Raw genomic sequence first — 25,537 nt, forward strand, 5'->3', positions numbered from 1 at the left:
GGCGGCATCCAGGAGCTACGGAAAACCGCCATTGTACGCGAGGTGCTAGGTTCTTAGACCACGCCAGCCTGACCCAGGGGCGCCGCCAGGGGTTCTTCCAGCCGCTCGGGAATCAGCGGTTCGGTCCGCCCCGGCGTCAGGATGACCTTGCGGCAGTCCTCCTGCTTCTTGTCGAAGATCTTGTAGCCCTCGACCGCCTGCTCCAGGGACATCCGGTGGGTGATGATGGCCTCCGGTGCCAGGTCGCCACGCTCGATGTGTTCGAGCAGTTCCGGCAGATAGCGCTGCACATGGGTCTGGCCCATCTTGAAGGTGAGGCCCTTGTCGAAGGCATCACCGAACAGGAAACCATGGATGAAACCGGCATAGACCCCGGGCACGCTCACGGTGCCACCGCGCCGCACGGCCGCGATGCACTGGCGCAGGGCCTTGCCGCTGCTGCCTTCCAGCTTGAGGTTGGCGAGGATGGTCTCGGTGGTGCTGCCCTTGGCCTCGAAGCCCACCGCATCCACCACGCCGTCGACCCCGCGTTTGCCGGGCGTCTGCTCGATGATGGTCGCCGCCGGATCGTCGTCCTCGTCGAAGTTGATCGGGATGACGCCATAGGTCTGCTGGGCATAGGCCAGGCGATAGGGGTGGTGATCGACCATGAAGATACGCTCGGCACCCAGCATCCGCGCACAGGCGGCCGACAGCAGGCCGACCGGTCCGGCGCCATAGATGGCGATGCTCGAACCCTGGCCGATGCCGGTGTTGAGCACGGCCTGCCAGGCGGTCGGCAGGATGTCGGAAAGGAACAGCACCTTTTCGTCAGCGAGGGTGCCGGGCACCTTGAAGGGGCCGGTATTGGCTTTAGGTACGCGCACGTATTCGGCTTGGCCGCCCGGTACGCCACCGTAGAGATGGCTGAAGCCGAACAAGGCCGCGCCCGGCGGAATCTGCTTCTTGTTGAGGATGGCGCCGCGACCGGTGTTGGTGGTCTCGCAGGCCGCGTAGAGGTCCTGGTTGCAGAAGAAGCAGCTGCCACAGGCGATGACGAAGGGAATCACCACCCGGTCACCCTTCTGCACGGCGGTGACCGCCGGACCGGTTTCCTCGACGATACCCATGAACTCATGGCCGAAGATGTCACCGTGCTCGACGGTCGGAATCTTGCCGCGGTAGAGGTGCAGGTCCGAGCCGCAGATGGCCGTGGCGGTCACCCGCAGGACGATGTCGTCGGCGTCCTGGATGGTCGGATCGGGGACGGTATCAACGCGGACATCGTGGGCACCGTGGTAGGTCAAGGCTCGCATGGCGGTCTCCGTAGGGCTGCATTAACCTAGGGTTGAGGCCACCGCCAGCCGAGCGGTTCCACGATGTCTGACCGGTGGTATGGCACCTTGATGGCGCCTGCTCGTGGAATTTCGCCGCCGATGCCCGGGCCAGAGCCAGGCAGGCGGAACGGCGTTAACGGTTGCGGATGTACACGGCCTTGCCCGCGCTGCCATCGGCGGGATCCCGTTCCTGAACCTCGAATCGGTCGCCATGGGCTTTCACCAGGCCACTGAATTTGCGATGCCCATAGAGGCGGGCATCGAAGTCCGGACGTACCTTGCCCAGGTTGGTGCCGACCAGGCCCAGGTTGGCCCAACCGCCTTCGTCGGAGGCGTCTTCCACCGCCTGCTCGATGAGCTTGAGGATGGCGCTCAGCTTGGGTTTGCCACGGTTGGTGGTCGCGGGCTTGTCGGCCGGCGTCGTCTCGCGACTCTCCTCGCGCGGCTTGGACCTGAGGATCTCGGTGTAGATGAACCTGTCGCAGGCCGAGACGAAGGGATCCGGCGTCTTCTCCTCGCCGAAACCGTAGACCGTCAGCCCTTCCTCACGCAGCCGCGCCGCCAGGCGGGTGAAGTCGCTGTCGCTGGAGACCAGGCAGAAACCGTCAAAACGACGAGTGTAGAGTAGGTCCATGGCGTCGATGATCAGGGCGCTGTCGGTGGCGTTCTTGCCCTTGGTGTAGCCGAATTGCTGTACCGGCTGGATGGAGTGGTCGAGCAGCACCTTCTTCCAGCTGTTCAGCTGCGGCTGGGTCCAGTCGCCATAGATGCGCTTGACGCTGGCCACACCGAAGCGGGCGATCTCCGCCATGAGGCCGTCGACGATGGCTGCCGGCGCGTTGTCCGCATCGATCAACACCGCCAGGCGTGCCTGGCTGGATTCGGTGGGTTTGGCGATCTTGCTCATGAAAACTCCCGTTCAGTTAAGACCCAGCTCCTGCCAGACCTGGGTCGCGGTGTGATGGAGGATGCCGTGCCGGCGGGCCAGGGCCAGGCGGTCGGCCGAATAGCCGCCACCGATCACCCCTACCACCGGTATATCCGCCGCCAGGCAGCGCCGCAAGACCAAGCCGTCGCGGGCGGCGAGACCGACATCGGTGAGGTCCAGATAGCCCAGGGCGTCATCGCAATGAACGTCCACTCCGGCGTCGTAGAGCACCACGTCGGGCTGATAGAGGGGCAGCAGGTAGCCCAGGGCGTCGTCGAGGACTCGCAGATAGCCGGCGTCGTCCAGGCCGCGCGGCAAGGGGATGTCCCAGTCGCTTCGCGCCTTGCGCGCCGGATAGTTGGTGGCGCAGTGCAGCGAGACGGTGATGGCGTCGGGTACCTCAGCCAGAATGCGCGCCGTGCCATCGCCTTGGTGAACATCGCAATCCAGGATCAGCACCCGCCCGGCGCGACCGCTTTCCAGCAGCGACAGGGCCAGGATCGCCAGGTCGTTGAAGATGCAGAAGCCGGCCGGATAGTCGTGGTGGGCGTGGTGGGTCCCTCCGGCGAGGTGACAGGCGAGGCCATGGCGCAGCGCCAGCTCCAGGGTGAGCAGTGAGCCACCCACGGCGCGGATGGTACGGCGCACCAGGGCTTCGCTCCAGGGCAGGCCCAGCTGGCGCTGCAGCGGCGGTGCCAGCTCGCCGGCCTGGAAGGCGCGGATATAGTCCGGCGCATGGGCCAGCGCCAGCAGCTCGTTCGGGCAGGGTTCGGGGCGCCGCCAGTTGTCTGCACCCAGGATGCCGCTGGCACTCAGGTGTTCGTGCAGCAGACGGAATTTTTCCATCGGAAAGCGATGGCCGGCGGGGAAGGGCGGACTGTAGTCCTCGTGGTAGACCAGGGGCAGGCGTGTGCTCAAAACACCAGGAGCTCCAGGATGAACCAGAGGATACCGGTACAGAAACCCAGCGCCAGGAGGAACAGCAGGCCGTCACGGGCGATTAGCGACAGGGCGAAGGAGGTCAGCGCCAGCCCGGCCGTGGTGTTGGCGAAGGGCACCAAATCCAGCACCGGCATGGTCGCGGCGATGAGGATGCAGAGCAGGGCGGTAACGAAGTGCGCGGGTCGCGAGGTGAGTACCCGCAGCCGCGACTTGACCACCTTGTCCACCCAGCGCGCAGGCTTCCGCAGTAGCCGCAACGACTTGCGCAGCTTGCCGCGGGAGACAGAACGTTGCAGGACCCAGCGCGGAAGCCAGAAGTGGTCGCGTCCCAGGAGCAGCTGACCGCTCACCAGCATCACGAAGACCGCGATGGCGGTGGCGATACCGGGAATGCCAGTGAGCGGCGAGATCGCCAGCACCCCCGGCAGGAGGATCATGGGACCAAAGGAGCGACTGCCGATGGCATCGATCAGATGCTGCACCGAGACCTGGCTGGGGCTGTTGCCCACCCGCTCCAGACAGGCCAGAAAGCTCTGGAGGTCCACCGGGCCATCCTGCCCGGTGTCGCAGCTGGCGGGCTCGCGCTCCAGGGCTTCGTCCTTCATGGCTGGGCGCTGTCCAGCATGCGGCGGATCCAGCGGGTCAGGTCCTGACGGCCATAGGGCTTGTTGAGAATGGGGAAGGGCTCGCCATTACCTTCCTCCAGTTCCAAGGCGTTGTTGGCATAGCCCGTGGTGAGCAGGATGCGCAGCTCGGGCCGGCGCCGTTGCGCCTCCTTGGCCAGCATCACGCCATTCATGCCGCCGGGCATGATCAGGTCGCTGAACAGCAGGTCGATGGCAGGCTCGCGGGCAAGGATGTCCAGCGCCTGCTGGCCATTGTGGGCGACCAGCACCTGGTAGCCAGTCTCCTGCAGGATGGCCTGGGCCAGGGCCGCGACGTCCGGACGGTCATCCACCACCAGGATGGTCTCGGAGCCACCGCCGTCCTCGTGCGGGGTCGGCAGGGGTACCGGGTGCTCGCGCGCTTCCTCTTCGGAGACGGGGAAGTAGAGGCGCACCGAGGTGCCTATGCCGACTTCGGAATAGAGCCTGACCAGACCGCCCGACTGCTTGAGAAAGCCATAGACCATGGACAGGCCCAGGCCACTGCCCTGGCCTTCGTCGCGGGTAGTGAAGAAGGGATCCAGGGCCCGACCGAGCACGTCGGTGGACATGCCGCAGCCGGTGTCGGTCAGGGCGATGCAGACATAGTGCCCCTGGGCCAGGCCGCCGTGGGCCAGATCCTGGCCATTGACCTCGACGTTGAGGGTCTCCAGGGTCAGGGTGCCGGTACCGCGCTCCTGCATGGCCAGGCGGGCGTTATCGACGATATTGAGCAGCGCCGTCTCCAGCTGGATCGGATCGAGCCGGCAATTCCACAGCGCCGGTGCCGGCCGGAAGATGAAGCGAAGGGGCCCGCCCAGCGCCTGGGCCAGGCGCCCCTGACGGGACCCGATGAGTTTGTTCAGGTCCACCGCGCGCCCGGTCAAGCGCTGCTTGCGGGCAAAGGCCAGCAGCTGCTGGGTCAGGGTGGCTGCCCGATTCACCGCGTCGCGGGTGTTGTCGACATGGCGCTTGGCCTTGTCCTTGTCCAGTTCCGGACGATCCAGATTGATCCTCAGGATATCCAGGTAGCCGACCATCACCTGCAGTAGGTTGTTGAAGTCGTGGGCGATGCCACCGGTGAGCTGGCCGAGGGCTTCCATCTTCTGCGCCTGCCGCAGGGCATCCTCGGCGTCGCGGCGGCGGGAGACGTCCAGCTGCGAGGCGAAGTAGTAGAGCAGCTGGCCCTGGGGATCGAGCACCGGGGAGATGAACAGCGCATTCCAGAAGGTCGAACCGTCCTTGCGGTAATTCAGCAATTCGATGTCGCAATCCCGTTGCTCGCGCAGCGCGCTGCGGATTTCGGCGATGTGTTCCGGGCGCGTGTCCGGGCCCTGCAGGAAGCGGCAGTTGCGGCCCATGACCTCGTCCAGCGCGTAGCCCGTGGTGCGCAGGAAGGACTCGTTGGCGAAGATGATCGGATTATCCGGCTGGTGCGGATCCGTCACGATCATCGGCATCCGGGTCTTTTTCACGGCGGCAAAGAAGATGTCGTCGTGCCCGAGACCCTTACCCAGCTCCGCGATCTTGGCCGCGGACGGATGGGGAGACGAGGCGTTGGCGGTTTCGGTCATGGGGAGGAAGCCTGCGAGCGGACAGCGGTACCCTCATTGTGACCGCTTATGGGGCCACAAGCTCCACCTGTTATCGTCATACGATGAGTAATGTGTCTGGAAGCACGGCGAACGCACAGGATTTGACCGGTTTTGCGTATGATGATCGCTCTCTGTCAAGGAACCCTTCCCATGAGCAAGGTGCTGGACAACCTGGTCGAACTGCTGACCCTCGAATCCTTGGCCCCCGATCTGTATCGCGGCGGCAGCCAGGATCTCGGCTTTCCCCAGCTCTTTGGTGGGCAGGTGCTAGGGCAGGCGCTGTCAGCGGCCAGCCAGACCGTGCCCGAGACGCGCCAGGTGCACTCCCTGCATGGCTATTTCCTGCGCGCTGGTTCGACCGTGGAGGCGGTGACCTACCAGGTGGATCGCATCCGCGACGGGGGCAGCTTTTCCACCCGCCGGGTCACCGCCTTCCAGGGCGAACAGCCGATCTTTTTCTGCAGCGCCTCCTTCCATATCGAAGAGCCGGGCTTCGAGCACCAGACCACAATGCCGGACGTGCCCGCGCCCGAGACGCTGCAATCGGAAATCGCCCACGCGCAGAAGTACGCCGAGCTGATTCCTGTGCCCTTGCGCGACAAGCTGCTCGGGCCGCGGCCGATCGAGATGCGCCCGGTGGTCTTTACCGACCCCTTCAAGCCGGAACCCACCGAGCCGGTCCGCCACGTCTGGTTCCGCGCCACCGGCGATCTGCCGGACCAGCCGGCGCTGCATCGCTATCTGCTGGCCTATGCCTCGGACTTCAATCTGCTGCCCAGCTCGCTGCTGCCCCATGGCACCAGCTTCTGGGATCGCTCGCTGCAGATCGCCAGCCTCGACCATGCGGTCTGGTTCCACCGCGATTTCCGCCTGGACGACTGGTTGCTCTACGCCATCGACAGTCCCTGGGCCGGCGGGGCTCGCGGTCTGTGCCGCGGCAGCATCTACAACCGCGCAGGCCAGCTGGTGGCCTCGGTAGCCCAGGAAGGACTGATTCGCAAACGCGGCTAAGGCCAGGCCCTCTAGCTGGCTATTTCGGTAGCACCCTTATAGGCTCTTGCCTGCGAAGCACCGGGCGCCTGTCCAGGCGTCCCAGACACATCATTAGTTTGAGGCATCGTTCTTGAATCGACTCGAGCGCGTCGTAACCGGTATCCAGGGGCTGGATGAGATCTTGAAGGGAGGCCTGGTTGCCGGAGCGTCCTATGTCATCCAGGGCCGTCCGGGCTCCGGCAAATCGATCATGGCCAATCAGATCGCCTTCAACCATGTGCGCGGCGGTGGCCGGGTGCTGTTCGCGACCATGCTGTCGGAAACCCACGAGCGGATGTTCCAGTTCTTTTCCACGCTGGATTTCTTCGACCGCTCCTGCATCGGGGATCAGGTCCAGTATCTGAGCGCCTTCGATACCATGGAAGGCGAAGGGCTGGATGAGGTCGTGCGTCTCCTGCGGCGGGAAATCAGCCGGCAGAAGGCCAGTCTGCTGGTGGTGGATGGTCTGCTCAACGCTCGGTCGCGTGCGGAAACGCCCATCGACACCAAGAAGTTCATCGCCGAGTTGCAGGGGCATGCGGCCTTTGCCGGTTGCACGGTGATCTTTCTCACCAGCGCGCGTCTCGAAGACGGTAGCCCGGAGCACACCATGGTCGATGGCGTGCTGGATCTGCACGAGGAAGAGATCGGCAGTCGCACCATCCGCCGTCTGGCACTGCGCAAGACTCGCGGTAGCGGCGCGTTGCCGGGCTTCCACGAATTCACCATCTCCGATGCCGGCATCACCGTGTTTCCACGGTTGGAAACTCTCTATCGCGATCCCTCGGTGGGCGCGACCTATCGCATTGGGAACCAGCGCGTAACCAGCGGCGTGGCTTCGCTGGATGCGATGATCGAGAACGGGCTACCGGAAAGCTCGACCACCTTGCTCATGGGGCCTTCGGGTGCCGGCAAGACGTCCATTTCGCTGAATTTCCTGGCCGCCTGCACGTCCGAGGCCCCCGGTCTGATGTTCAGCTTCTATGAACCGCCGGAGCGGCTGCAGCTCAAGGCCGACGCCCTGGGGCTCGATCTGGCCGGCCGTATCGATCAGGGCGCACTGCACATGCACTGGCAGCCCACGACCGAGTTGCGCCTTGATGAAGTTGGTCTGAAGCTGCTCGCGCTGGTCCAGCAGCACGGCATCAAACGGCTGGTGATCGACAGTCTGGGCGCCATTGCCCGCTTCGCCTTGCCCCAGGGGCGGCTCATCGAATACTTCAGTGCATTACTGAACGAGCTGCGTACCCAGGGCGTCACAGTTCTAGCTACCTGGGAATTACGGGACATGTTTGGCGCGGATATAGCAGCGCCGGCTCCCGAACTTTCCAGCATGGTGGACAATCTGATTTTGCTGCGATTCGTCGAGGCCGAGGCGGAGATCAAAAGAGTTCTGTCCATCCTCAAGGTGCGGGATAGCCTTTATGACCCCTCGCTACGCGAGATGGTGATAGACAACTCGGGAATCGAACTGAAAAAGGCGTTCAAAGACATGGTGAAGGTGCTTTCCGGTTCAGCCATGCCCTCAATACAACCATGATCGCGTCGGCTGGGAGAGTCTCCACATGACGACGATACTGGTAGTCGATGACGAATTTCTGATAGCGGACATCCTGGCCTTCGCTCTTGAAGACGAAGGCTACATGGTGGTCAAGGCGAGCAACGGTCGCCGAGCGCTTGATGTCTTCGATCGAGAACTACCGTCGCTGGTCATCACCGACTTCATGATGCCGGTGATGAATGGCCGCGAATTGGCGGAGGCCCTGCGCGAACGCCAGGGCCTGCAACACCTGCCCATCATCCTGATGAGCGGTGCCCAGGCGCACCTGGCCCAGGAAAGCGCTGAGCTGTTCGATGCCGTGTTCCAGAAGCCCTTCAACATCGGCGATATCGTGGACACGGTGCGCAAGCACCTCGTTGCGCTGGAATCCTGAGCTAGCCCCAAAACAAAAAGGCCTGTCTGAGCAGGCCTTTTTGTTTTGGGGCTGGCGCATCGGCCAGCCCCGCGTCTCCGATCAGGAGCGCGACAGCAGTACGCCCAGAACGAAACCGACACCGCCGGCGATGGCCAGGGCAGTGAAGGGTTTGTCGGCGGTCACGTTGCGTGCGCAGTCAATGGCCTGGCCATATTGCTCCTGCAGCTTGCCTTCCAGTTGACGGGCCTTGCCCTCGGCTTGCCAGTCGGCATTGCCGGTCGCGGCGCCGAAGCTGTCCTGGACCTTGCCGGTAGCGTCCTTGGCATTGCCTATGATCTGATCGGTATTCATGAATGCACCTCGTGTTGGGAAACGGGAGAGGTCATGCCAAGCGGCATGCTTCCCTTATTGATCCGCGCCAGACGCATTTCGTTCAGGTCAATTTGCTGTTCGCGACATCCATCGCGGTTTTCAGCCGAGAGGAACCATGATCTCCAACCGTATTTACGCCTTCTGCCTGCTGTCGCTGCTGGCCAGTTGCAGCACCCAGCGGCCGCCTGCCGAACCGGTGACCGATGCCGAGGAGCTCTTCACCCGGCCCGTTGTGGCTGAAAGCGTCCTGCGCCAGGGCTCTCGCCTGCAACTGGCGCTGGCCCTGGCGGATGGCGGCGCCGCGTTCGTGGCCGTGGATTGCGTGGATGAGCAGGCCGAATTGCTCTTTCTGGAGGGCGAGCAGCGCGTCTATCCCGGCCGGGTGAATGGCTATGCCGCGCCCCTGGCGCTGAGCGCCGCCAAGGTCGAGGCGCTCAAGCAGCGTCCAGACGTGGCTGCACTCTGCGCCCAGCCGGCCAGTGCGGATTGGCGTGTCCTCGCCAGTGGCGCCGGTGGCGACACTCTGGTCATCGACCGCAACAGCCTGGTGGACGCCAACGGGGTGCGCCGCTTCTGGGGAGGCCAACAGTTGCCCGTCCAGCTGCAGACGCCGCGCTATGGCGCTCCGGTGCGCCAGTGGCGCGAATCCCTGGCCGCCGACTGTACCGCGCGCCGTTATCTGCTGCTGGCGCGTTACGGCCTGGACGACGCCGGACGGATAACTGACAGCCAGCCAGGCGCCCAGGGGCAAGAGACCTTCGCTGCCGCTCCCGTCGAGCGCCGCACCCTGCTGGAAGCCGCCTGTGACCGCCGGGACGCCTTACTGGCCATGCCACGCCTGGGCGGGATCAAGGCCGCCGCGACACCGCCGGCTGCACCGTCGCCCGCTGGCGATTTGCCCGCGGCCCAGGCTCAGCCTCTGCAGGTGCTCAAGGCGTTGGCGCTGCCCGTGCCAGCCATGGCCGTGCAGCGCTTCGTGGAGGCGGGCGAGAGCCGTTACGAAGGCCAGGCCCAGGCCTATCGCGAAGAGGTCCGGGTCAGCCCTGGCGCGCAGCCAGGCCTGCTGCGCTTCAGCGCCCAGGGCAGGGCGGCACGGGTCGACTCGCTCAATTGGCGCGGGCTGATCGACCTGGTACGCCGCACTCGCCTCGACAACGGCAATCTGCCGGTGGAAGAACTCGCTAGCCTGGATCAACTGAGTTTCAGCGGCGACTGGCGGAGGCTCGCGGTGGGCAGCCAGGTCGGCTACCAGGCCCGGCAGACCCTGACCGGCAATCTGAAGGGCGCGGAGCAGCGGGAGATCAAGCTGTCCTGCAAGGTGGTGGGCGAGGGGGAGGCGCGCAAGGTGCTGGCTACCTTGAGTGGCAGGGCCAAGACCCTTGAATGCCGGCATGGCACCTCAGGTAATGGTCCGCTGAGTCGCTGGACCTATCTGGAAGCCTATGGTTTGTTCCACCTGACCAGTGTCGGCGCAGGCCAGGCCATGGGCCTGGAAAAACAGCTGAGCGAGTTGCAATAGGCAGGGCACCGCGCCTGGACGATGAGCGAATGTCCGAGGCAGTATCAAGACGTTCCCTGGTGATATTTGCTTAATAGGTAAATATCACTCACGGAAACGCGACTTTCTGGCGGATTAGTACTGGGAGTACGCTGTGTCTATCGAAACAGCACAACCAAGAGGTATTCGCTATGAAAGTTCTAGGTATCCAAGCGCTCGTCGCCGTCCTGTTCATGGGCGTGCTGTCGGGTACCGCATCCGCGGCCAGTCGCGACCTGTCCAGCAAGTCGATCCGGGCCAATGCCGAAGCGCAATTCCAGTCGGAACATCCCGCCCGTGCTTCCGCGCTGTACCAGAACAACGCCAACTAGTTTGGTGATTGTCGCGACGCCCTGGCGATCCACTCATCGCCGGGGCGTCGTTTTGTCTTCCTGCACGTCCGCACCTGCTGAGCGGTCGCCAACGTCTCTTCCCACCGCCTGCCGGTAGTTCCAGAACCCTTGCCCCAGGGCCGCGAGCGCGGCAGGCTGTCCGGATGTCAGCGGAGCGAGAAAGGCACGATGAAGATTGGCGAATTGGCCCAGCGCACCGACTGCGCGGTCGAGACCATCCGCTACTACGAGCGTGAAGGCCTGCTGCGTCCGGCGGCGCGTAGCAGCAGCAACTACCGCAGCTATGACGGGGATCAGGTCGAGCGCCTGATCTTCGTGCGTCATTGCCGTTCCCTGGACATGACCCTGGAAGAGATCCGGGCGCTGCTGGCGCTGCGGGATACCGCCACGCCGGGGTGCGCCCAGGTGGACGCCCTGATCGGCGCCCATCTGCATCATGTTGAGGTGCGCATTCGCGAGTTGAATCAGCTGCGCGAACAGCTCGTGACCCTGAGACGGCAGTGCCAGGGGGAAGGTGAGGGCGACCGTTGCGGCATCCTGCGCGAACTGGGTCAGCCGGCGGCGCCGTCAGCGACCACCGCCAGCTGCAGTGCGGCCGGACACGCCCATGTACCCGGCACCCACCGTCTGCACGACTAGCTGAGGCCTAGAGCGCTTCCGCCCAGAGGTCGTACTCGTCGGCATCGGTGACGCGTACCCAGACCTTGTCGCCGGGCTTGAGCGGCTTGGCGCTGTCGACATAGACGTTGCCGTCGATTTCCGGGGCATCGGCATAGGAACGGCCAATGGCGCCCTGGTCGTCCACCTCGTCGATCAACACCTCGATCTCGCGACCGATCTTGAGCTGCAGGCGCGCTGCGGAGATGGCCTGCTGGTGGGCCATGAAGCGCTCCCAGCGCGCCTGCTTGATCTCGTCCCTTACCGGGTCCAGGCCCAGCTCGTTGGCCGGCGCGCCCTCGACCGGCGAATACTGGAAGCAGCCGACGCGATCCAGCTGGGCTTCGGTGAGCCAGTCCAGCAGGTACTGGAAGTCTTCCTCAGTCTCGCCGGGGAAGCCGACGATGAAGGTGGAGCGGATGGTCAGCTCCGGACAAATCTCCCGCCAGCGCTTGATGCGCGCCAGGGTCTTGTCCTCGAACGCCGGGCGCTTCATGGACTTGAGCACCTTGGGGCTGGCGTGCTGGAAGGGGATGTCCAGATAGGGCAGCAGCTTGCCGGCGGCCATCAGTGGAATGACGTCGTCGACGTTGGGGTAGGGGTAGACATAGTGCAGGCGCACCCAGACCCCCATGCCCGACAGCGCCTCGCAGAGTTCCAGCATGCGCGTCTTGACCGGTTGGCCGTTCCAGAAGTCCAGTTTGTACTTGAGGTCGACGCCGTAGGCGCTGGTGTCCTGGGAGATCACCAGCAGCTCCTTCACGCCCGCCTTGACCAGGCGCTCGGCCTCGGACAGCACGTCACCCACCGGGCGGCTGACCAGCTTGCCGCGCATGGAGGGGATGATGCAGAAGCTGCAGCTGTGGTTGCAGCCCTCGGAGATCTTCAAATAGGCATAGTGGCGCGGGGTCAGCTTGATGCCCTGGGGCGGGACCAGGTCGATCAGCGGATTGTGCTCCAACTGCGGCGGCACCACCTCGTGGACGGCGCTGACCACCTGCTCGTACTGCTGCGGACCGGTCACCGCCAGCACGCTGGGGTGCACGCCGCGGATGTTGCCCTCGTCGACGCCCATGCACCCGGTGACGATCACCTTGCCGTTCTCGGCGATGGCCTCGCCGATGGCGTCCAGGGACTCAGCCTTGGCGCTGTCGATGAAGCCGCAGGTGTTGACCACCACCACATCGGCGTCTTCATAGGTCGGCACGATCTCGTAGCCTTCCATGCGCAGCTGGGTAAGGATGCGTTCGGAGTCGACGGTGGCCTTGGGACAGCCGAGGCTGACGAAACCGACCTTGGGGGCGGACGTTTGGATGGACATGGGCTAACCTCGGCGGGCGCTCAGGAGGCGCCTTGATCAAAAAACGCGCGATTCTAGCCATCTCTGCCGCTGCTTGGAAGGGGTACGCCAGTCCTGGCGACCGCACAGAGCTTTTTGCCGACCAGAGAGTCTATGGTCCTTGAAGCGCTGCGCCAAGAGGTTGCCCGCGCCACGCTACCGGCCTTTTCAACTTGATCCTGACGCCGCTTCGGCGCAGGATGCGCCGATTTTAGACTCTAGGAGCCCTGCATGAGCCGTCCGGAACACGAGCACGGTGGTAAAGCCCCTTCGGCCTTGGGAATGATCGTGCTCGCCACCGGCGTGGTATACGGCGACATCGGTACCAGTCCTCTCTATACCCTCAAGGAAGTCTTCTCACCGCACTATGGCCTGGCGCTGAACCACGACAGCGTGCTCGGCATCCTGTCGCTGATCTTCTGGTCGCTCATCTGGGTCGTCACCCTCAAGTACATCACCTTCGTCATGCGCGCTGACAACCAGGGCGAGGGCGGCATCATGGCTCTCACCGCCCTGGCCCGTCGCGCCGCTCAGGGCTCGCCGCGCCTGGCCACCACCCTGGTGTTGCTCGGCCTGTTCGGCGCTGCGCTCTTCTATGGCGACAGCATGATCACCCCGGCGGTCTCGGTGTTGTCGGCGGTGGAGGGGCTGGAGCTGGCCTTCGACGGTCTGGAAGCCTGGGTCGTGCCCATCGCCCTGGTGATCCTGGTCGGCATCTTCGCCATCCAGAAGCGCGGCACCGCCACCATCGGCAAATTCTTCGGCCCGGTGATGGTGCTCTGGTTCACCACCCTGGGCGCCCTGGGCGTCTATGGCATCGTCCAGCAGCCCGAGGTGCTCAAGGCCTTCAATCCCTATTGGGCAGTGGAGTTCTTTGCCGCCAATCCGGTGAAGGGTTTCATCGTCCTGGGCGCGGCCGTGCTGGCCCTGACCGGGGCCGAGGCACTCTATGCCGACATGGGCCACTTCGGGCGCAAACCCATCGCCCGGGCCTGGCTGCTGCTGGTGCTGCCAGGGCTGGTGCTCAACTACTTCGGTCAGGGCGCACTGCTGCTCGCCGATCCCTCGGCGGTCCGTAATCCCTTCTATCTGCTGGCCCCGGAATGGCTGCTGCTGCCGATGATCGGGCTGTCGACCCTGGCCACCGTCATCGCCTCCCAGGCGGTGATCACCGGCGCTTTCTCCATGACCCGCCAGGCCATCCAGCTGGGCTATATTCCGCGCATGCAGATCCAGCACACCTCCAGCCAGGAGCAGGGGCAGATCTACATCCCGCTGATGAACTGGGCGCTGATGCTGGGGGTGATCTTCCTGATCCTGACCTTCCAGTCTTCGGCCAACCTGGCCGAGGCCTATGGCGTGGCCGTGACCGGCACCATGCTGATCACCAGCTGCCTGGTGTCGGCGGTGATCCTCTTGCTGTGGAAATGGCCGCGCTGGATCATGGTGCCGCTGCTGATCGGCTTCCTGCTGGTGGACGTCCTGTACTTCTCGGCCAACGCACCGAAGATCTTTTCCGGCGGCTCCTTTCCGGTGATCGCCGGTATCGTCATTTTCATCCTGCTGACCACCTGGAAGCGGGGCCGGCAACTGGTGGTGGAGCGCCTGGACGACGGCGCGCTGCCGTTGCCGATCTTTATCAGCAGCATCCGTGCCCAACCGCCGTTCCGCGCCAAGGGCACCGCGGTGTTCCTCACCGCCCGGACCGACGTGGTCCCCCATGCCATGCTGCACAATCTGCTGCACAACCAGGTGCTGCACGAGCAGGTGGTGCTGCTGACGGTGCGCTACGAGGATCGCCCGCGGGTATCGCGTGGCGAGCGCATGGAGGTCGAGGACTTCGGCGACGGCTTCTATCGCGTGGTGCTGCACTACGGTTTCATGGACGAGCCGGACATCCCCCTGGCCTTGAGCCACTGCCCTTATCCAGGCCTGGATTTCACCCCGATGCGCACCACCTATTTCCTCAGCCGGGAAACGGTGATCGCTTCCAAGCGCCTCGGCATGGCGCCCTGGCGCGAGAATCTCTTCGTCTTCCTGATGAAGAACGCCAACGGCAACCTGAGATTCTTCAAGCTGCCGGTGAACCGGGTGATCGAGTTGGGCACCCAGGTCGAGATCTAGCCGAGCGCAGAAAGAACAAAGGCCCCAGCAGGGGCCTTTTCTTTGCCTAGTTGAATACCGGCGGGGGCAGGGCGTCAGGATCGGTGATGAAGGGCATCTGCCAGCTGTCGAGGGTCTGGCCGCGGCCTTCCAGCTCGCTGCGCACCGTGCCTATGTAGCCAGCCAGGCGCAGCGGATCGCTGTAGTCCGTCTCGCTGAGTTGTTCCTCGGTATAGAGCGTCTTGCCCTGGGCATCCACCACGCCCAGTGCCAGGTCATGGCCATCCGCGCCGGACGATACCACGCAGCCGAGGGGTTGGAAGGCATCCACCAGGATCTTGCTAGCGGCGTCGGCGGAAAGCGGTGTGCTCATGACAGAGGTCTCCGTGGCTGTTGCAGCCATAGACCGTTGGAGGCCGGTCCCTTGTTCCGGCCGTTCGTCCGGGCCCGCAGGCCCGGACGAGGTACGCTATTGCGGCGTACGGGCCTCGATGGCCTTGACCATGAAGTCGGCCAGCTTGTCGTAGTTCTCGTCGAAGTGATGACCGCCCGGGCGGCCCAGCTTCTCACCCGGTTGACCCGGCTGGGTGCAACCACTGTCGTCCTTCTCTTCCTCGCCATAGACACAGAACAGCTTGGCGGCGGGAATTCTGCTGGTTTCCGGCAGGGTATCGGCCTCGTCGCCCGGCTTGCCGAGCCAGCCTTCCACGGCGATCTCGAAGTTGCTCTTGCGGCTGAAGGCCAGCAGCAGCATCGAGGTTACCTGGTCCTGATCCGTCTGGGGCAGGCGGTTGTAGACCGCCGGGAGGATGTCGGCGCCAAAGGAGTAACCGGCCAGGACGAAATGCTTGGCGTTCCACTTCTCGCGGTACTCCTGCATCAGGTTGGCCAGATCGGCGGCGACCTGCTCAGGACTCTTGTGCTGCCAGAAGTAGCGCAGCGCATCTACCCCGACGACCGGATAACCCGCTTCGTTCATGGCCTGGGCCGAAAGCCGGTCGATGTCGCGCCAGCCACCGTCACCGGAGTAGAAGATGGTCACCACGTCGGGGTGGCCGGGCTTGACGTCTGGATCGGCCGGCATCTCGATGGTCGGGATGTCGTTGTGCTGGCCCAGCAGACGATTCTTGAGCTGGGTGCGCAGGACCACCGGCAGGGCGGTGCCGTAGTCGGCGATGGTCAGATCGGCGTTGCTCTGCTGACGCACGAAGATGGCCGAATCGTCGGTCGGATGATCGTTCCAGGCAATGTGCCACTGGCCAGCGGCCGCCTTGGCCGGCAGGGCGTCCGGGCAATCCAGGGTTTCCAGGTTGAAGCCGACGCTCAGGGCCGCGGCCTTCGGATTGTCCTGGGTGGTTAGCCAGCGCCAGGCGCGGGCGGCGCCTGGGCCGATGCCGCCGACAAAGGTCGGCGCGCCACTCAGCTGCTTGGCCGCGTTGGCGAAGTCATCGCTCTGCGCCTGGCAGCCATTGGATACCCTGACCTCATACTGGACGATCTCGGCGCCGGTGTTGGTGGCCAGGCCCAGCAGATCGGCATCCGCCAGCTGCAGGTCCGACGGCGTGGCCAGCACCACGCGGGCATGGGGCTCGCCCTTGGGCACGGCCATGGTCAGCAGACGACCATCCGGCTGCTCCTGGACCTTGACCTGGGGCGCCGACGGCCAACGATGGAGCCACCACCAGCCCAGGCCCCCCGCGATCAGCAGGATGACGAGCAGTACTGCGAGTGCACGTTTCAGCATAGGAGTCTCAACGTTTGACCAGGCCGGTGTAACCCCCGGCGATTAGGGCGGCGGTATCGGCGAAGGCGACCAGGGGGTCCAGGCCGGCGGGTACCGCCATGTAGCGCGGCTCCCACTCCGGATCGAACTTGTCCTTGAAGCGGCGCAGGCCCTGGAAGTTATAGAACTGTTCACCGCGTCTGAACACCATGGCGCCCAGGCGCTGGGTGATCGGCGCACCGCGGCGGGGATGCAGGCCGGCCAGCGGGACCATGCCCAGCGAGAAGCGGGTGAAGCCGGCAGCCTTGAAGTGCAGGATCAGCCCGAGCATGAGGAATTCCATGGTCTGCTTGGGCGCATCCGCGGTGACCCGCATCAGGTCGATGCTGGCCAGATCCGGGCGTTCGGTTTCCAGCAGGTTGGCGAAGGCCACCGCCTTGCCCTGGAAGCGCCCCACGGCGATGCGGAAGTGCTGGAGATAGGCGGGGTCGAAACGACCCAGGGAAAAGCCTTTCTCGCGCACCTGCTTGCTTTCCAGCCAGACGTCGGAGATGGCCTTGAGTTCGTCCAGTGGCGCCTCGCCCGGGGCATGGAATTCGATGGCCAGGCCATCGCGCTGGCCACGATTCCAGGTATAGCGCAGGTCCTTCTTGCCCTTGCTGTCGAGATCGAAGGCGTGCAGGTCCACGCGCGCCTCTTCGCCGAGCTTGAGCGCGGTGAGGCCGATGTCCATATAGAAGGGTAGATTTTCGGCGCGCACCTGATAGAACACCGGTCGGGCATGGTGCAGGTCGCAGAGATCACGAAACTTCCAGATCAGCTCGGCGCGCGGCTGGGAGCGACCGATGGGGTCGAAGAGGGCGATCAGGCTGCGCCCACGCCGGCCGTACATCAGGAAGGCATCGTCGCTTTCATGGAAGAGCAGGGCCTTGTCGCCGGTCATCACCAGACCGCCATCCGGCTGACTGGATTTGCGCACGATGCCGAGGGCGCGCTCGAGCTCGGCGCTGGTCGGGGCTTCGATGGGCGGCGGCGCGGCACGCAGCAGCCAGCCCAGGGCGATGATCAGCAGCAGGACGGAACTGCCCAGGGCGGCACGCAGGCCGCGTGGCGCATCGGCGTCCAGGGCGAATTGCCACCAGAGACGGGTATCGTAGGGCACGTCCTGGTAGGCGAACAGCAGCAACCATACCGAGGCGGCGACCACGCAGATACTGGCGGTCACGTACAGCGGCGAGAAGGGTTGCTCCATCAGCCGGCTGCGACGATAGAAGGATTTGCGGAAAGTGGCGAGCAGCGCCGCCGTCAGCGCCAGGATGGAGGCTTCCTCCCAGTCGAAACCTTTCAACAGGGACAGCAGGGAACCGAGCAGCAGCAAGACCAAGGTCACCGCCCAAGCCGCGGACAGGCGCCGGCGCAATCCCTGCGCCAGCAATAGACAGACGACGCCGATCAGGCTCGCGCCCAAGTGGGAAGCATCGATCAACCGCTGGGGCAGCAGGAAATCCATGCCCTCCAGACGGGTGTCTATTTCAGGGGTGACCCCAGAAAAAAGCAGGACCACCCCAGAAAAAAAAACCAGGATGGCAAGGATGGGTGCCGCGAGTCCCGAGGCGACCCGTACGGCCGGACTGTTCGACAGCAGGCGCCGGCCTTCGCTGAACAGCAGCACCAGACAGGCGATCACGAACGGCAGCAGCACATAGAACAGCCGGTAGACCACCAGCGCCGCGGCGAGCTGAGCGGCACCCAGTTCGTTGGCGAAGGCTGCCAGCAGCACCGCTTCGAACACGCCGACGCCACCCGGGACGTGGCTGAGCACGCCCGCTGCCAGCGCCAGCAGATAGACCAGCAGGAAGGCACCGAAGGGCGGAGCCGTCGGCAGCAGCAGATAGAGCACCATCGAGGCGGCGGTCACGTCGAGGATGGTGATCACCAGTTGCAGCGCGGACAGCCGCAGGGTCGGTAGGCGCAGGGCGCGTTTGCCGATGCGGAAATGCAGGGCATGGGCGCAGGGCTGCTCAGGTGCCCGCCAGCGGCGCAGCGCCAGGATGCCGATCGCATAGCCGATCAGGATCACGGCGGACGCGGTAACGATCACCGCTTCCGGTACGCGCAGGGCCTGGGTGGAGGCGGGCAGGTTGGTCAGCGCGGCGATGGCGGCCAGTGGCGGCAGGGCGGTGCCCAGCGCCAGACTGGAAAACACCGTCATCCGCGCCACTTCCAGGGCGCTGAGTCCCTGGCGGGCATAGAGGCGATAGCGCACCGAGCCGCCGGACAGCATGGAGAGTCCAACCGCGTTGCCGATGGCGAAGGCGGTGAGGCCGCCCATGGTCCAGGCGCGGGCCGGCAGCTTGACGTCGGCGAAGCGCATGGCCGACCACTCGTAACCGAGTAGGATGGTGAAGCCGGCCGCGGCGGCGATCAGCGCGCCAATCAGGGATGAATGTGGGATATCGTGAAGGGCATCGTGGAGCGCCTCGCCATCGATGCTGCTCAGCAGATGCCAGCAGACCACCAGCGCGGCGGCGAACAACACCAGGGTCACACCCAATTCAATGGGTTGTCGATACGCCGTCAACCGCTCCAGCAGGCGCCAGGGCAGCGCTTGAGGGGGCGAAACAGGATGGTCCGCAGGGGATGCCGGCTTCGAGGAGACCTCTTTGGCTGGATCAGGTGCAGTCATGCAAACTCCTCTAGACAGGAACGCGCGTCAGATTACTGGTCGCGCGCGGTTTGCCAAGCCTTGTACAGATAAAAAAGCTCTATACCAACCTTTGTAGCTCGCGTAGCTACAGAGTTCGCACCGCTGGGATCTGACCCCGGTCAAATTCAGCGCAAAAAAAAACCACTCAAGAGAGTGGTTTTTTCGAATTTGGTTGCGGGAGCTGGATTTGAACCAACGACCTTCGGGTTATGAGCCCGACGAGCTACCAGACTGCTCCATCCCGCGTCCGATGTGGCTCAGTATAGGGCCAAGAAAAAATTCGTCAAGGAAAAATTTAATATTCTTCAAAGGCTTATTTAGTCAGGCAGGGTCGAGGTCACTTGTCGCTATCGCTCTTCTGCATCTGGACCGAGGCCTTTTCACCACTGGAGCGATTCTGCTGATCCGACTGGTCGCGATCAAAGCAGCCGCCGAGCGCCAGGGTGACGAGCAGGGCGGAGGATAACAATAGAGGGCGTTTCATGGGTGGTCTCCTGGATGTACGTCCTCAGTCGACCTATGAGGACGGCAAAGAGTCCGAAAAGCCGATGAGAGTCCACCGTGCGGACAAGTGAGACGGTGATAGCAAAACGCCGCTTGGTCGCTCAGGCGGGTGGTGGCCATGTGCTATCCTCGCTGGGTGTTATGGAGAACCTCATGCACCCTTCTCAGGATTCGAGTGGTCTGGACCAGCGCATCATGCGCGTGATGGAGTACGACATCGCGACGCTCGTCGCTCAGTTGTGCAATCTTTCGCTAGCGCTGACCGGCAGTAGTGCCAATGGCGCCGCCGATATGGCACTTCAAGTCGTGGAAAAAGTCGAATTGCTCGTCGACGACATGAAGACGCTGCGCGTTTCCGCGCAGGCGCTGCTGGACACCACGTCCCGCCATGTTCGATCCGGCCATTTCGAAGAGCGGATCGTCATCGCCGACGACGAGAGTGCACCTTTCGACGATGGGCAACGCGACTGAACCGTTTGACCAGGAAAGTCCAAGGGGTCGCCATGAATCTCCTGCTGGAAACCTTGCTTCAGCATCTCCAAGGTCTGGGGCGTATCGAATTCTTCGAGCGCAGTGAGCATTTCGCGCGCCTGATGATCACCACCCCGGATGGGGTCATCGCCGAGCGCCACCTCTATTACGATCAGTTGCACCATGCCCATGATCTCAAAGCGGTGGTCGACGAGCTGCGCGAAGAGGTCGTGCATCGGCAGCGCCTGCTCCAGGACGTCGGTTAACCGGCGATTCGTCGTCCGCCATGGACAAATCCGGGCGGTCTTGGCTTACTGTACGGATAATCAGCCGCAGTGCCCGGCCCGGCATCTTTCTCCATGGCTCCGGACAATTCCCCCGCCCAGCTCCCACCCAAGCGCCAGCGCAAGATCATCCATGTCGACTGTGACTGCTTCTATGCGTCCATCGAGATGCGCGATGATCCGCGCCTGGGCAATAAGCCGCTGGCGGTAGGCGGAACCCCTGATCGTCGTGGGGTGGTCGCCACCTGCAACTATGAGGCGCGGGCCTTTGGCGTGCGTTCCGCCATGTCGTCCCATCAGGCGCAAAAGCTCTGTCCCGACCTGGTCTTCGTCAAGCCGCGCTTCGACGTCTACAAGGAGGTGTCGCGGCAGATCCACGCCATCTTCCAGGACTACACCGAGCTGATCGAGCCGCTGTCCCTCGATGAGGCCTACCTGGATGTCACCCAGTGCGAGCTGTTCAATGGCAGCGCCACCCTGATCGCCCGCGACATCCGCCGTCGGGTCTGGCAAGAGCTGAACATCACGGTGTCCGCAGGCGTTGCGCCGAACAAGTTTCTCGCCAAGATCGCCAGCGACTGGAAAAAGCCCAACGGCTTGTTCGTCATCGCGCCCCACGAGGTGGACGACTTCGTCGCCGTACTGCCGGTGGCCAAGCTGCATGGCGTCGGCAAGGTCACCGCCGACAAGCTCAAGCGCCGTGGCATCGTCCTGTGCAGCGATCTACAGACCTGGTCGCGCTTCGATCTGCTGCGTGAATTCGGCAGCTTCGGCGAGCGCCTCTGGGCACTGGCCCATGGTATCGACGAGCGCCAGGTCAAGGTGGACAGCCAGCGGCAATCGGCCAGCGTCGAGCGCACCTATGACCGCGACCTGCCCGATGCCGCCGCCTGTGCCAAGGAGTTGCCTGAGTTGCTGGCCAAGCTCGAAGAGCGGTTGACGCGCCTGGCCGACCGCTATCGCCCGGAGCGGCCCTTCATCAAGGTCAAGTTTCACGACTTCACCCAGACCACCCTGGAACAGCAGGGCGCCGGGCGCGATCTCGACAGCTATCGGCGGCTGCTGGAGCAGGCCTATCGGCGGGGCAATCGACCGGTGCGCCTGCTCGGCGTGGGCGTGCGTCTGACCGATCTGCGCGAGGCGGCGCTGCAGTTGCGGCTGTTCGAGGACTAGCCCGCTAGAGCGGGCTCTTGGCCTGGGTGGACAGATTGACGATGGCCGCGTCCAGTTCTTCCAGCGCCGGGCTGGAGGTCGGGGCGCCCTGCTTGAGCAGGGTTTCGCTGTGCTGGCAGGCAGCGCGCAGCTGGGGCACGCCGCAATAGCGGGTAGCGCCATGCAGGCGGTGGACGCGCTCGATGAGGGCGATGCGGTCACCGTCTTCGCGGGCCTGGCGAATGGCCTGACGATCCGCGGCCAGGGAGGCGAGCAGCATGCTCAGCAAATCCTTGGCCAGATCCGGCTTGTTGGCCGCCAGGCGCAAGCCTTCGTCCGCATCCATCACCGCCAGCGTGGAAATGTCCTGGCCGCCACTGTTGAGGCTGGTGACCTCGGGCGCCGAGCTGTGCAGCAGGCGCAGGCCGGTCCATTTGAGAATGACCTGGGCCAGTTGCCGATCGCTGATTGGCTTGGTGAGGTAGTCGTCCATGCCGCTTTGCAGCAGGGCACGTTTCTCGTTGGCCATGGCGTGGGCGGTAAGGGCGACGATGGGCACTGGGGTGCCGCCTTCGCTGGCTTCCCAGTCACGGATCGCCTCGGTGGCCTGGCGGCCATCCATGCCGGGCATCTGCACGTCCATGAACACCAGGTCGAAGCGCTCCTGCTGGACGGCTTCCACCGCCGCATAGCCGCTCTCCACCGCGGTGACCTGGGCGCCGAGATCGGTCAGCAGGGTCTCCACCAGCAGCAGGTTGGCCGGATTGTCGTCGACGCAGAGCAGGCGCGGTGGTCTGTCGGTGATGCCCAGGCCGCCACTTTCATTGCGTTGCGGACGCTGGTTGAGCAATTCCGCCACGGCCTGTTCCAGCTTGCGGCTGCAGGCCGGCTTGGAATGCAGTTGGCAATGGACGTCAGGCAGCGAGGCATGGAACACCGCCTGGTCGGTTGTGGGGCAGTAGACCAGGGTATTGCAGTCCTGGCGACCTAGTTCCCAGATGCGTTCGGTGAGCAGGTCCGGCGGAATGCTGCGCGCGCTGACGCCCAGCACCGCCAGGCTGACCGGCAGCTTGCCGGAGGCCGGATGGGCGACGGCTTCGCTGAGCTGTTCCAGGGTCTCGAACGGCTCCACGCTCAGGCCGCATTCTTCCAGCTGATGCTGCAGCGCCTGGCGGGTGAGGGGGTGGGGCTCCACCAGGCCGACGCGACGGCCGGCCAGGGCGATGCGCTTGTGGCTCTCGACGCTGCCGTGGGCCTTGGGCAGGTTGAGGGTGATCCAGAATTCCGAGCCCTCGCCGGGAATGCTCTCCAGGCCGATCTCGCCACCCATCTGCTCGATCAGGCGTTTGGAGATGACCAGGCCGAGACCGGTTCCGCCGGCCTGGCGGGTCAGGGAGTTGTCGGCCTGGGAGAAGGCCTGGAACAGCATCTGACGGTCTTCGTCGGTCAGGCCGACCCCGGTGTCCTGGACGCTGATGCGCAACTGGGCGTGGTCGTCGGTCTCTTCCTCGACCATGGCGCGCACGGCGATGGTGCCGGAGTGGGTGAACTTGATGGCATTGCTCACCAGGTTGGTGAGCACCTGGCGCAGGCGCTGCGGATCGCCGACCAGGTGGGTCGGGGTGTCGCGATAGACCAGGCAGACCAGTTCCAGGTGCTTTTCATGGGCCGAGGGCGCCAGGATGGTCAGGGTGTCCTGGATCATGTCGCGCAGATTGAACGGCAGATTCTCCAGCACCAGCTTGCCGGCTTCGATCTTCGATCTTCGAGAAGTCGAGGATCTCGTTGATGATGCCCAGGAGGCTCTCGGCGGAATTCTGGATGGTGCTCAGGTAATCCTGCTGGCGCGGGGTCAGCTCGCTCTTCTGCATCAGATTGGTGAAGCCGATGATGCCGTTGAGCGGGGTGCGGATCTCGTGGCTCATGTTGGCCAGGAATTCCGACTTGATGCGGCTGGCCTCCAGCGCGGCCTTGCGCGCCAGGTCCAGTTCGATGTTCTGGATCTCGATGGTTTCCAGGTTCTGGCGTACGTCCTCGGTAGCCTGGTCGATGTTGTTCTGCATCTCGAACTGGGCATTTTCCATGGCCTCGGCCATGCGGTTGATGCCGGTCGCCAGTTCGTCGAATTCGGGGCTGCCGAGTTGGGTCGGCAGGCGCGTCTCCAGGCGCCCCTCCTGCAGCTGGCTGACGCCCTGGGCGATCACCTGCAGCGGCCGGTTGATGCGCCGGCCCATGCGCACGGCGATGAAAGCGGTGAAGGCCAGGCCGAGCAGGATCAGCAGGAGACCGGCCACCAGGTTGCGATAGCCGCGCAGCAGGGTGGCGTGATGGGAGAGTTCGAGCTGGATCCAGCCCAGGGTCTGGGGCGAGGCCGGATTGCCGTCGCTGCGGGTCAGGCGCAGGTCGTGGGTCTGCACCGGCAGATTGAAGTGGGTGATGTCGAGGCCAGACCTCATGCTGATGGTCTGGAAGTCGCGCCCGGTCAGCTCCACGGTCATGGAGGGGCCGGCATGGGCGAGGACGTTGCCGTCAGCATCGAGGAAGCTGATCGCCCGGACGTCGGCCTGATCGAGGGCGCGCTGGGCGATGCGGTTGAGCTGATCGTTGTCACCGGTGCGCATGGCCGGCGCGATGAGGGGCGCCATCTGCTGGGCGACCAGTTGGCCATGCTCGATGAGCTGGCTGCGCATGTCCGACAGCTGGACCCAGCTGAAGTAGACCCCGAGCAGGGCCGCCATGCAGCAGGTCGGGAGGACGCTCAACAGCAGGATGCGTCCCTTGAGTCCCAATTCGTCCAGCACTACGCGTCCCCCAAGGAAATTGGCGAGTCTAACCTCTTTACCAAATGTAAAGAGAGTCTTTGCGAAAGGGGTCGCACCCCTTGGCGCGCTGATTCGAGAAAATCCGCGAAGGCTGCCACGGCTTCTGGCCGAGGTGCACAACCATTGACCCCGTCGGCGGTCTGGTAGGGACTGCCGGTCGTTCCGGTACGGTTGCGTTCGAGGAGATCCTTTGAAGAAGAGTTGCAGTCTGATGCTAGCGGGTGCCCTGTTGCTGGGGACCGGCTGGATGGTGCCGACCCAGGCGCAAGAGCCCAAGAAGACCACCCTGGTGGAGCGGGGGTCGATGTACTACAGCTTCGAGACGCACCTGCTCGACTCGGCGGATGGCAAGCGCCGCTATCGGGTCTATATCGGCATCCCCAAGCAACCGGCGCCGATGATGGGCTATCCCGCGCTCTTTCTGCTCGATGGCGATGCCGCCCTGGCACAGCTGCAGGATGTCTGGCTGTCCCCCCATAAACTGAAGAGTCCGCCGGTGCTGGTGGCCATCGGGTACGCCGATGCCGCGGACGCCATGCAGGAACGCACCTACGACTACACCCCGGCGATCGGCAGTGGGCGCAATCATGACGACGTGCGCAAGGACTGGCCGGCGGGGGGCTCGCGGGCGTTTCTCGATCTGATCGAACAGCGCATCAAGCCGCTGCTGACCCAGAGCGTACCGGTGGACCCCAACCGCCAGACCCTCTGGGGCCATGGCTACGGTGGGCTGTTCGTGCTCGATACCCTTTATCGGCAGCCCCAGGCTTTCCAGCGCTATGTGGCGAGCGATGTCGCCTTTGGCTGGCAGCAGGGTTTCATCCTCAAGCGGGCGCAGGAATTCCAGGGCGTGGGGGGTGCCCGTCCGGTGCAGCTGTGGCTGTATTCCGGTACCGAGGATCTCACCCGCAAGGTCGCGCCCGAGGCCGCCAAGCGGCTGGCCGAACGGCTGGCCGGGCTGCCGGGGCTGCAGGTGACGCCTCAGGTGCGGCCCAACCTGGGGCCGGAGGGCATCCTGTCGCTGAGCCTGCCCGCCGCCCTGGAGGTGGCCAGCGACGGTGCCGCCACGCCGCGGCCTTAGCCAGGCGCCGGATGGGTAGGGTCAGCGGTGCTTTGGGAGTATCATGGAAGGCTTTCACC

22 protein-coding genes, 1 tRNA gene and 1 pseudogene are annotated in these 25,537 nt (G+C 64.3%); 11 read left to right on the forward strand and 13 right to left on the reverse strand.

Features of this window, described 5'->3' with window-relative positions:
• Window positions 1–53: 53 nt before the first annotated feature.
• The 5 genes from LRS53_RS02895 to LRS53_RS02915 all read right to left on the reverse strand — a co-directional run bounded on the left by LRS53_RS02895 (window position 54) and on the right by LRS53_RS02915 (window position 5,404).
• Entirely contained in the window at window positions 54–1,295 is a 1,242-nt protein-coding gene (locus LRS53_RS02895; RefSeq protein ID WP_017642201.1) for a zinc-dependent alcohol dehydrogenase, read from the reverse strand.
• A 154-nt stretch (window positions 1,296–1,449) separates the two neighbouring features.
• Window positions 1,450–2,223, reverse strand: a complete 774-nt coding sequence (locus LRS53_RS02900; protein ID WP_231354872.1) for an NYN domain-containing protein — start codon at window positions 2,221–2,223, stop codon at window positions 1,450–1,452.
• A gap of 12 nt (window positions 2,224–2,235) precedes the next feature.
• Window positions 2,236–3,162, reverse strand: coding sequence for a histone deacetylase family protein (locus LRS53_RS02905; RefSeq protein WP_231354873.1), 927 nt, complete (start codon window positions 3,160–3,162; stop codon window positions 2,236–2,238).
• Window positions 3,159–3,791, reverse strand: a complete 633-nt coding sequence (locus tag LRS53_RS02910; protein WP_231354874.1) for an exopolysaccharide biosynthesis protein — start codon at window positions 3,789–3,791, stop codon at window positions 3,159–3,161. The genes LRS53_RS02905 and LRS53_RS02910 overlap by 4 nt, the downstream gene beginning before the upstream one ends.
• Complete coding sequence (locus tag LRS53_RS02915) at window positions 3,788–5,404, reverse strand: histidine kinase famiy protein (RefSeq protein ID WP_269216618.1); 1,617 nt, start codon at window positions 5,402–5,404, stop codon at window positions 3,788–3,790. Before LRS53_RS02915 ends, LRS53_RS02910 begins: the two co-directional genes overlap by 4 nt.
• Window positions 5,405–5,575: 171 nt before the next feature.
• On the opposite strand from LRS53_RS02915, the gene tesB reads away from it, so the two are divergent.
• From tesB to LRS53_RS02930, 3 genes are all read left to right on the forward strand, one after another.
• Window positions 5,576–6,436 (forward strand): acyl-CoA thioesterase II, encoded by an 861-nt coding sequence (gene tesB, locus LRS53_RS02920; protein WP_231354875.1) that lies wholly within the window; start codon window positions 5,576–5,578, stop codon window positions 6,434–6,436.
• A 112-nt stretch (window positions 6,437–6,548) separates the two neighbouring features.
• Window positions 6,549–7,997 (forward strand): ATPase domain-containing protein, encoded by a 1,449-nt coding sequence (locus LRS53_RS02925; protein ID WP_017642207.1) that lies wholly within the window; start codon window positions 6,549–6,551, stop codon window positions 7,995–7,997.
• A gap of 25 nt (window positions 7,998–8,022) precedes the next feature.
• On the forward strand, window positions 8,023–8,391 hold the full coding sequence (locus LRS53_RS02930; protein WP_017642208.1) for a response regulator: 369 nt from the start codon (window positions 8,023–8,025) through the stop codon (window positions 8,389–8,391).
• 81 nt (window positions 8,392–8,472) lie between these two features.
• Here LRS53_RS02930 and LRS53_RS02935 read toward each other — a convergent pair whose 3' ends face one another.
• Window positions 8,473–8,724 carry a CsbD family protein gene (locus LRS53_RS02935; RefSeq protein WP_017642209.1) on the reverse strand — a complete coding sequence of 84 codons (252 nt, stop codon included), beginning with the start codon at window positions 8,722–8,724 and terminating at the stop codon, window positions 8,473–8,475.
• A gap of 136 nt (window positions 8,725–8,860) precedes the next feature.
• On the opposite strand from LRS53_RS02935, the gene LRS53_RS02940 reads away from it, so the two are divergent.
• The 3 genes from LRS53_RS02940 (at window position 8,861) to cadR (ending at window position 11,274) form a co-directional block, all read left to right on the forward strand.
• The gene (locus tag LRS53_RS02940) at window positions 8,861–10,264 is read left to right on the forward strand and encodes a hypothetical protein (protein WP_231354876.1); all 1,404 of its coding nucleotides are present in this window, start codon (window positions 8,861–8,863) and stop codon (window positions 10,262–10,264) included.
• Between the two features lie 170 nt (window positions 10,265–10,434).
• The gene (locus LRS53_RS02945; protein ID WP_231354877.1) at window positions 10,435–10,614 is read left to right on the forward strand and encodes a hypothetical protein; all 180 of its coding nucleotides are present in this window, start codon (window positions 10,435–10,437) and stop codon (window positions 10,612–10,614) included.
• 189 nt (window positions 10,615–10,803) lie between these two features.
• On the forward strand, window positions 10,804–11,274 hold the full coding sequence (gene cadR, locus LRS53_RS02950) for a Cd(II)/Pb(II)-responsive transcriptional regulator (protein WP_231354878.1): 471 nt from the start codon (window positions 10,804–10,806) through the stop codon (window positions 11,272–11,274).
• A gap of 7 nt (window positions 11,275–11,281) precedes the next feature.
• Here cadR and rimO read toward each other — a convergent pair whose 3' ends face one another.
• On the reverse strand, window positions 11,282–12,607 hold the full coding sequence (gene rimO / locus LRS53_RS02955; RefSeq protein ID WP_231355398.1) for a 30S ribosomal protein S12 methylthiotransferase RimO: 1,326 nt from the start codon (window positions 12,605–12,607) through the stop codon (window positions 11,282–11,284).
• 306 nt (window positions 12,608–12,913) lie between these two features.
• On the opposite strand from rimO, the gene LRS53_RS02960 reads away from it, so the two are divergent.
• Complete coding sequence (locus tag LRS53_RS02960) at window positions 12,914–14,755, forward strand: potassium transporter Kup (RefSeq protein WP_017642214.1); 1,842 nt, start codon at window positions 12,914–12,916, stop codon at window positions 14,753–14,755.
• 46 nt (window positions 14,756–14,801) lie between these two features.
• Here LRS53_RS02960 and LRS53_RS02965 read toward each other — a convergent pair whose 3' ends face one another.
• The 5 genes from LRS53_RS02965 to LRS53_RS02985 all read right to left on the reverse strand — a co-directional run bounded on the left by LRS53_RS02965 (window position 14,802) and on the right by LRS53_RS02985 (window position 19,648).
• Window positions 14,802–15,107, reverse strand: coding sequence for a hypothetical protein (locus LRS53_RS02965; protein WP_082900435.1), 306 nt, complete (start codon window positions 15,105–15,107; stop codon window positions 14,802–14,804).
• 96 nt (window positions 15,108–15,203) lie between these two features.
• Window positions 15,204–16,478 carry a virulence factor family protein gene (locus LRS53_RS02970; RefSeq protein WP_231354879.1) on the reverse strand — a complete coding sequence of 425 codons (1,275 nt, stop codon included), beginning with the start codon at window positions 16,476–16,478 and terminating at the stop codon, window positions 15,204–15,206.
• 7 nt (window positions 16,479–16,485) lie between these two features.
• On the reverse strand, window positions 16,486–19,143 hold the full coding sequence (gene mprF / locus LRS53_RS02975) for a bifunctional lysylphosphatidylglycerol flippase/synthetase MprF (protein WP_231354880.1): 2,658 nt from the start codon (window positions 19,141–19,143) through the stop codon (window positions 16,486–16,488).
• 190 nt (window positions 19,144–19,333) lie between these two features.
• Window positions 19,334–19,410: transfer RNA gene (locus LRS53_RS02980), tRNA-Met, on the reverse strand.
• A gap of 91 nt (window positions 19,411–19,501) precedes the next feature.
• The gene (locus tag LRS53_RS02985; protein WP_231354881.1) at window positions 19,502–19,648 is read right to left on the reverse strand and encodes a hypothetical protein; all 147 of its coding nucleotides are present in this window, start codon (window positions 19,646–19,648) and stop codon (window positions 19,502–19,504) included.
• Window positions 19,649–19,821: 173 nt separating this feature from the next.
• On the opposite strand from LRS53_RS02985, the gene LRS53_RS02990 reads away from it, so the two are divergent.
• The 3 genes from LRS53_RS02990 to dinB all read left to right on the forward strand — a co-directional run bounded on the left by LRS53_RS02990 (window position 19,822) and on the right by dinB (window position 21,596).
• A complete protein-coding gene (locus LRS53_RS02990) occupies window positions 19,822–20,139 on the forward strand; it encodes a hypothetical protein (RefSeq protein WP_231354882.1) in 318 nt (105 codons plus the stop codon).
• Window positions 20,140–20,171: 32 nt separating this feature from the next.
• Window positions 20,172–20,405: a hypothetical protein gene (locus LRS53_RS02995; protein ID WP_017642220.1), complete on the forward strand. Its 234-nt coding sequence runs from the start codon at window positions 20,172–20,174 to the stop codon at window positions 20,403–20,405.
• 93 nt (window positions 20,406–20,498) lie between these two features.
• Window positions 20,499–21,596: a DNA polymerase IV gene (gene dinB / locus LRS53_RS03000; RefSeq protein ID WP_017642221.1), complete on the forward strand. Its 1,098-nt coding sequence runs from the start codon at window positions 20,499–20,501 to the stop codon at window positions 21,594–21,596.
• Between the two features lie 4 nt (window positions 21,597–21,600).
• Here dinB and LRS53_RS03005 read toward each other — a convergent pair.
• Window positions 21,601–24,376 (reverse strand): annotated as a pseudogene (locus LRS53_RS03005) (response regulator).
• Between the two features lie 211 nt (window positions 24,377–24,587).
• Between LRS53_RS03005 and LRS53_RS03010 the strand changes: the two are divergent.
• Window positions 24,588–25,478 (forward strand): alpha/beta hydrolase, encoded by an 891-nt coding sequence (locus LRS53_RS03010; protein WP_173148021.1) that lies wholly within the window; start codon window positions 24,588–24,590, stop codon window positions 25,476–25,478.
• The last annotated feature ends 59 nt before the right edge of the window (window positions 25,479–25,537 follow it).

Source organism: Pseudomonas sp. PLB05 (assembly GCF_021106615.1).
Lineage (GTDB): Bacteria > Pseudomonadota > Gammaproteobacteria > Pseudomonadales > Pseudomonadaceae > Chryseomonas > Chryseomonas benzopyrenica.

What these genes read in the sequence shown, in the direction of transcription:
- LRS53_RS02940 (WP_231354876.1), top strand. Translation starts at nt 8,861, where the DNA reads ATGATCTCCAACCGTATTTACGCCTTCTGCCTGCTGTCGCTGCTGGCC.
- LRS53_RS02915 (WP_269216618.1), bottom strand. Translation starts at nt 5,404, where the DNA reads ATGACCGAAACCGCCAACGCCTCGTCTCCCCATCCGTCCGCGGCCAAG.
- dinB (WP_017642221.1), top strand. Translation starts at nt 20,499, where the DNA reads ATGGCTCCGGACAATTCCCCCGCCCAGCTCCCACCCAAGCGCCAGCGC.
- LRS53_RS02995 (WP_017642220.1), top strand. Translation starts at nt 20,172, where the DNA reads ATGAATCTCCTGCTGGAAACCTTGCTTCAGCATCTCCAAGGTCTGGGG.
- LRS53_RS02900 (WP_231354872.1), bottom strand. Translation starts at nt 2,223, where the DNA reads ATGAGCAAGATCGCCAAACCCACCGAATCCAGCCAGGCACGCCTGGCG.
- LRS53_RS02930 (WP_017642208.1), top strand. Translation starts at nt 8,023, where the DNA reads ATGACGACGATACTGGTAGTCGATGACGAATTTCTGATAGCGGACATC.
- LRS53_RS02990 (WP_231354882.1), top strand. Translation starts at nt 19,822, where the DNA reads ATGCACCCTTCTCAGGATTCGAGTGGTCTGGACCAGCGCATCATGCGC.
- LRS53_RS02910 (WP_231354874.1), bottom strand. Translation starts at nt 3,791, where the DNA reads ATGAAGGACGAAGCCCTGGAGCGCGAGCCCGCCAGCTGCGACACCGGG.
- tesB (WP_231354875.1), top strand. Translation starts at nt 5,576, where the DNA reads ATGAGCAAGGTGCTGGACAACCTGGTCGAACTGCTGACCCTCGAATCC.
- LRS53_RS02945 (WP_231354877.1), top strand. Translation starts at nt 10,435, where the DNA reads ATGAAAGTTCTAGGTATCCAAGCGCTCGTCGCCGTCCTGTTCATGGGC.
- mprF (WP_231354880.1), bottom strand. Translation starts at nt 19,143, where the DNA reads ATGACTGCACCTGATCCAGCCAAAGAGGTCTCCTCGAAGCCGGCATCC.
- LRS53_RS02935 (WP_017642209.1), bottom strand. Translation starts at nt 8,724, where the DNA reads ATGAATACCGATCAGATCATAGGCAATGCCAAGGACGCTACCGGCAAG.
- LRS53_RS02970 (WP_231354879.1), bottom strand. Translation starts at nt 16,478, where the DNA reads ATGCTGAAACGTGCACTCGCAGTACTGCTCGTCATCCTGCTGATCGCG.
- LRS53_RS02960 (WP_017642214.1), top strand. Translation starts at nt 12,914, where the DNA reads ATGATCGTGCTCGCCACCGGCGTGGTATACGGCGACATCGGTACCAGT.
- LRS53_RS02985 (WP_231354881.1), bottom strand. Translation starts at nt 19,648, where the DNA reads ATGAAACGCCCTCTATTGTTATCCTCCGCCCTGCTCGTCACCCTGGCG.
- LRS53_RS02895 (WP_017642201.1), bottom strand. Translation starts at nt 1,295, where the DNA reads ATGCGAGCCTTGACCTACCACGGTGCCCACGATGTCCGCGTTGATACC.
- cadR (WP_231354878.1), top strand. Translation starts at nt 10,804, where the DNA reads ATGAAGATTGGCGAATTGGCCCAGCGCACCGACTGCGCGGTCGAGACC.
- LRS53_RS02965 (WP_082900435.1), bottom strand. Translation starts at nt 15,107, where the DNA reads ATGAGCACACCGCTTTCCGCCGACGCCGCTAGCAAGATCCTGGTGGAT.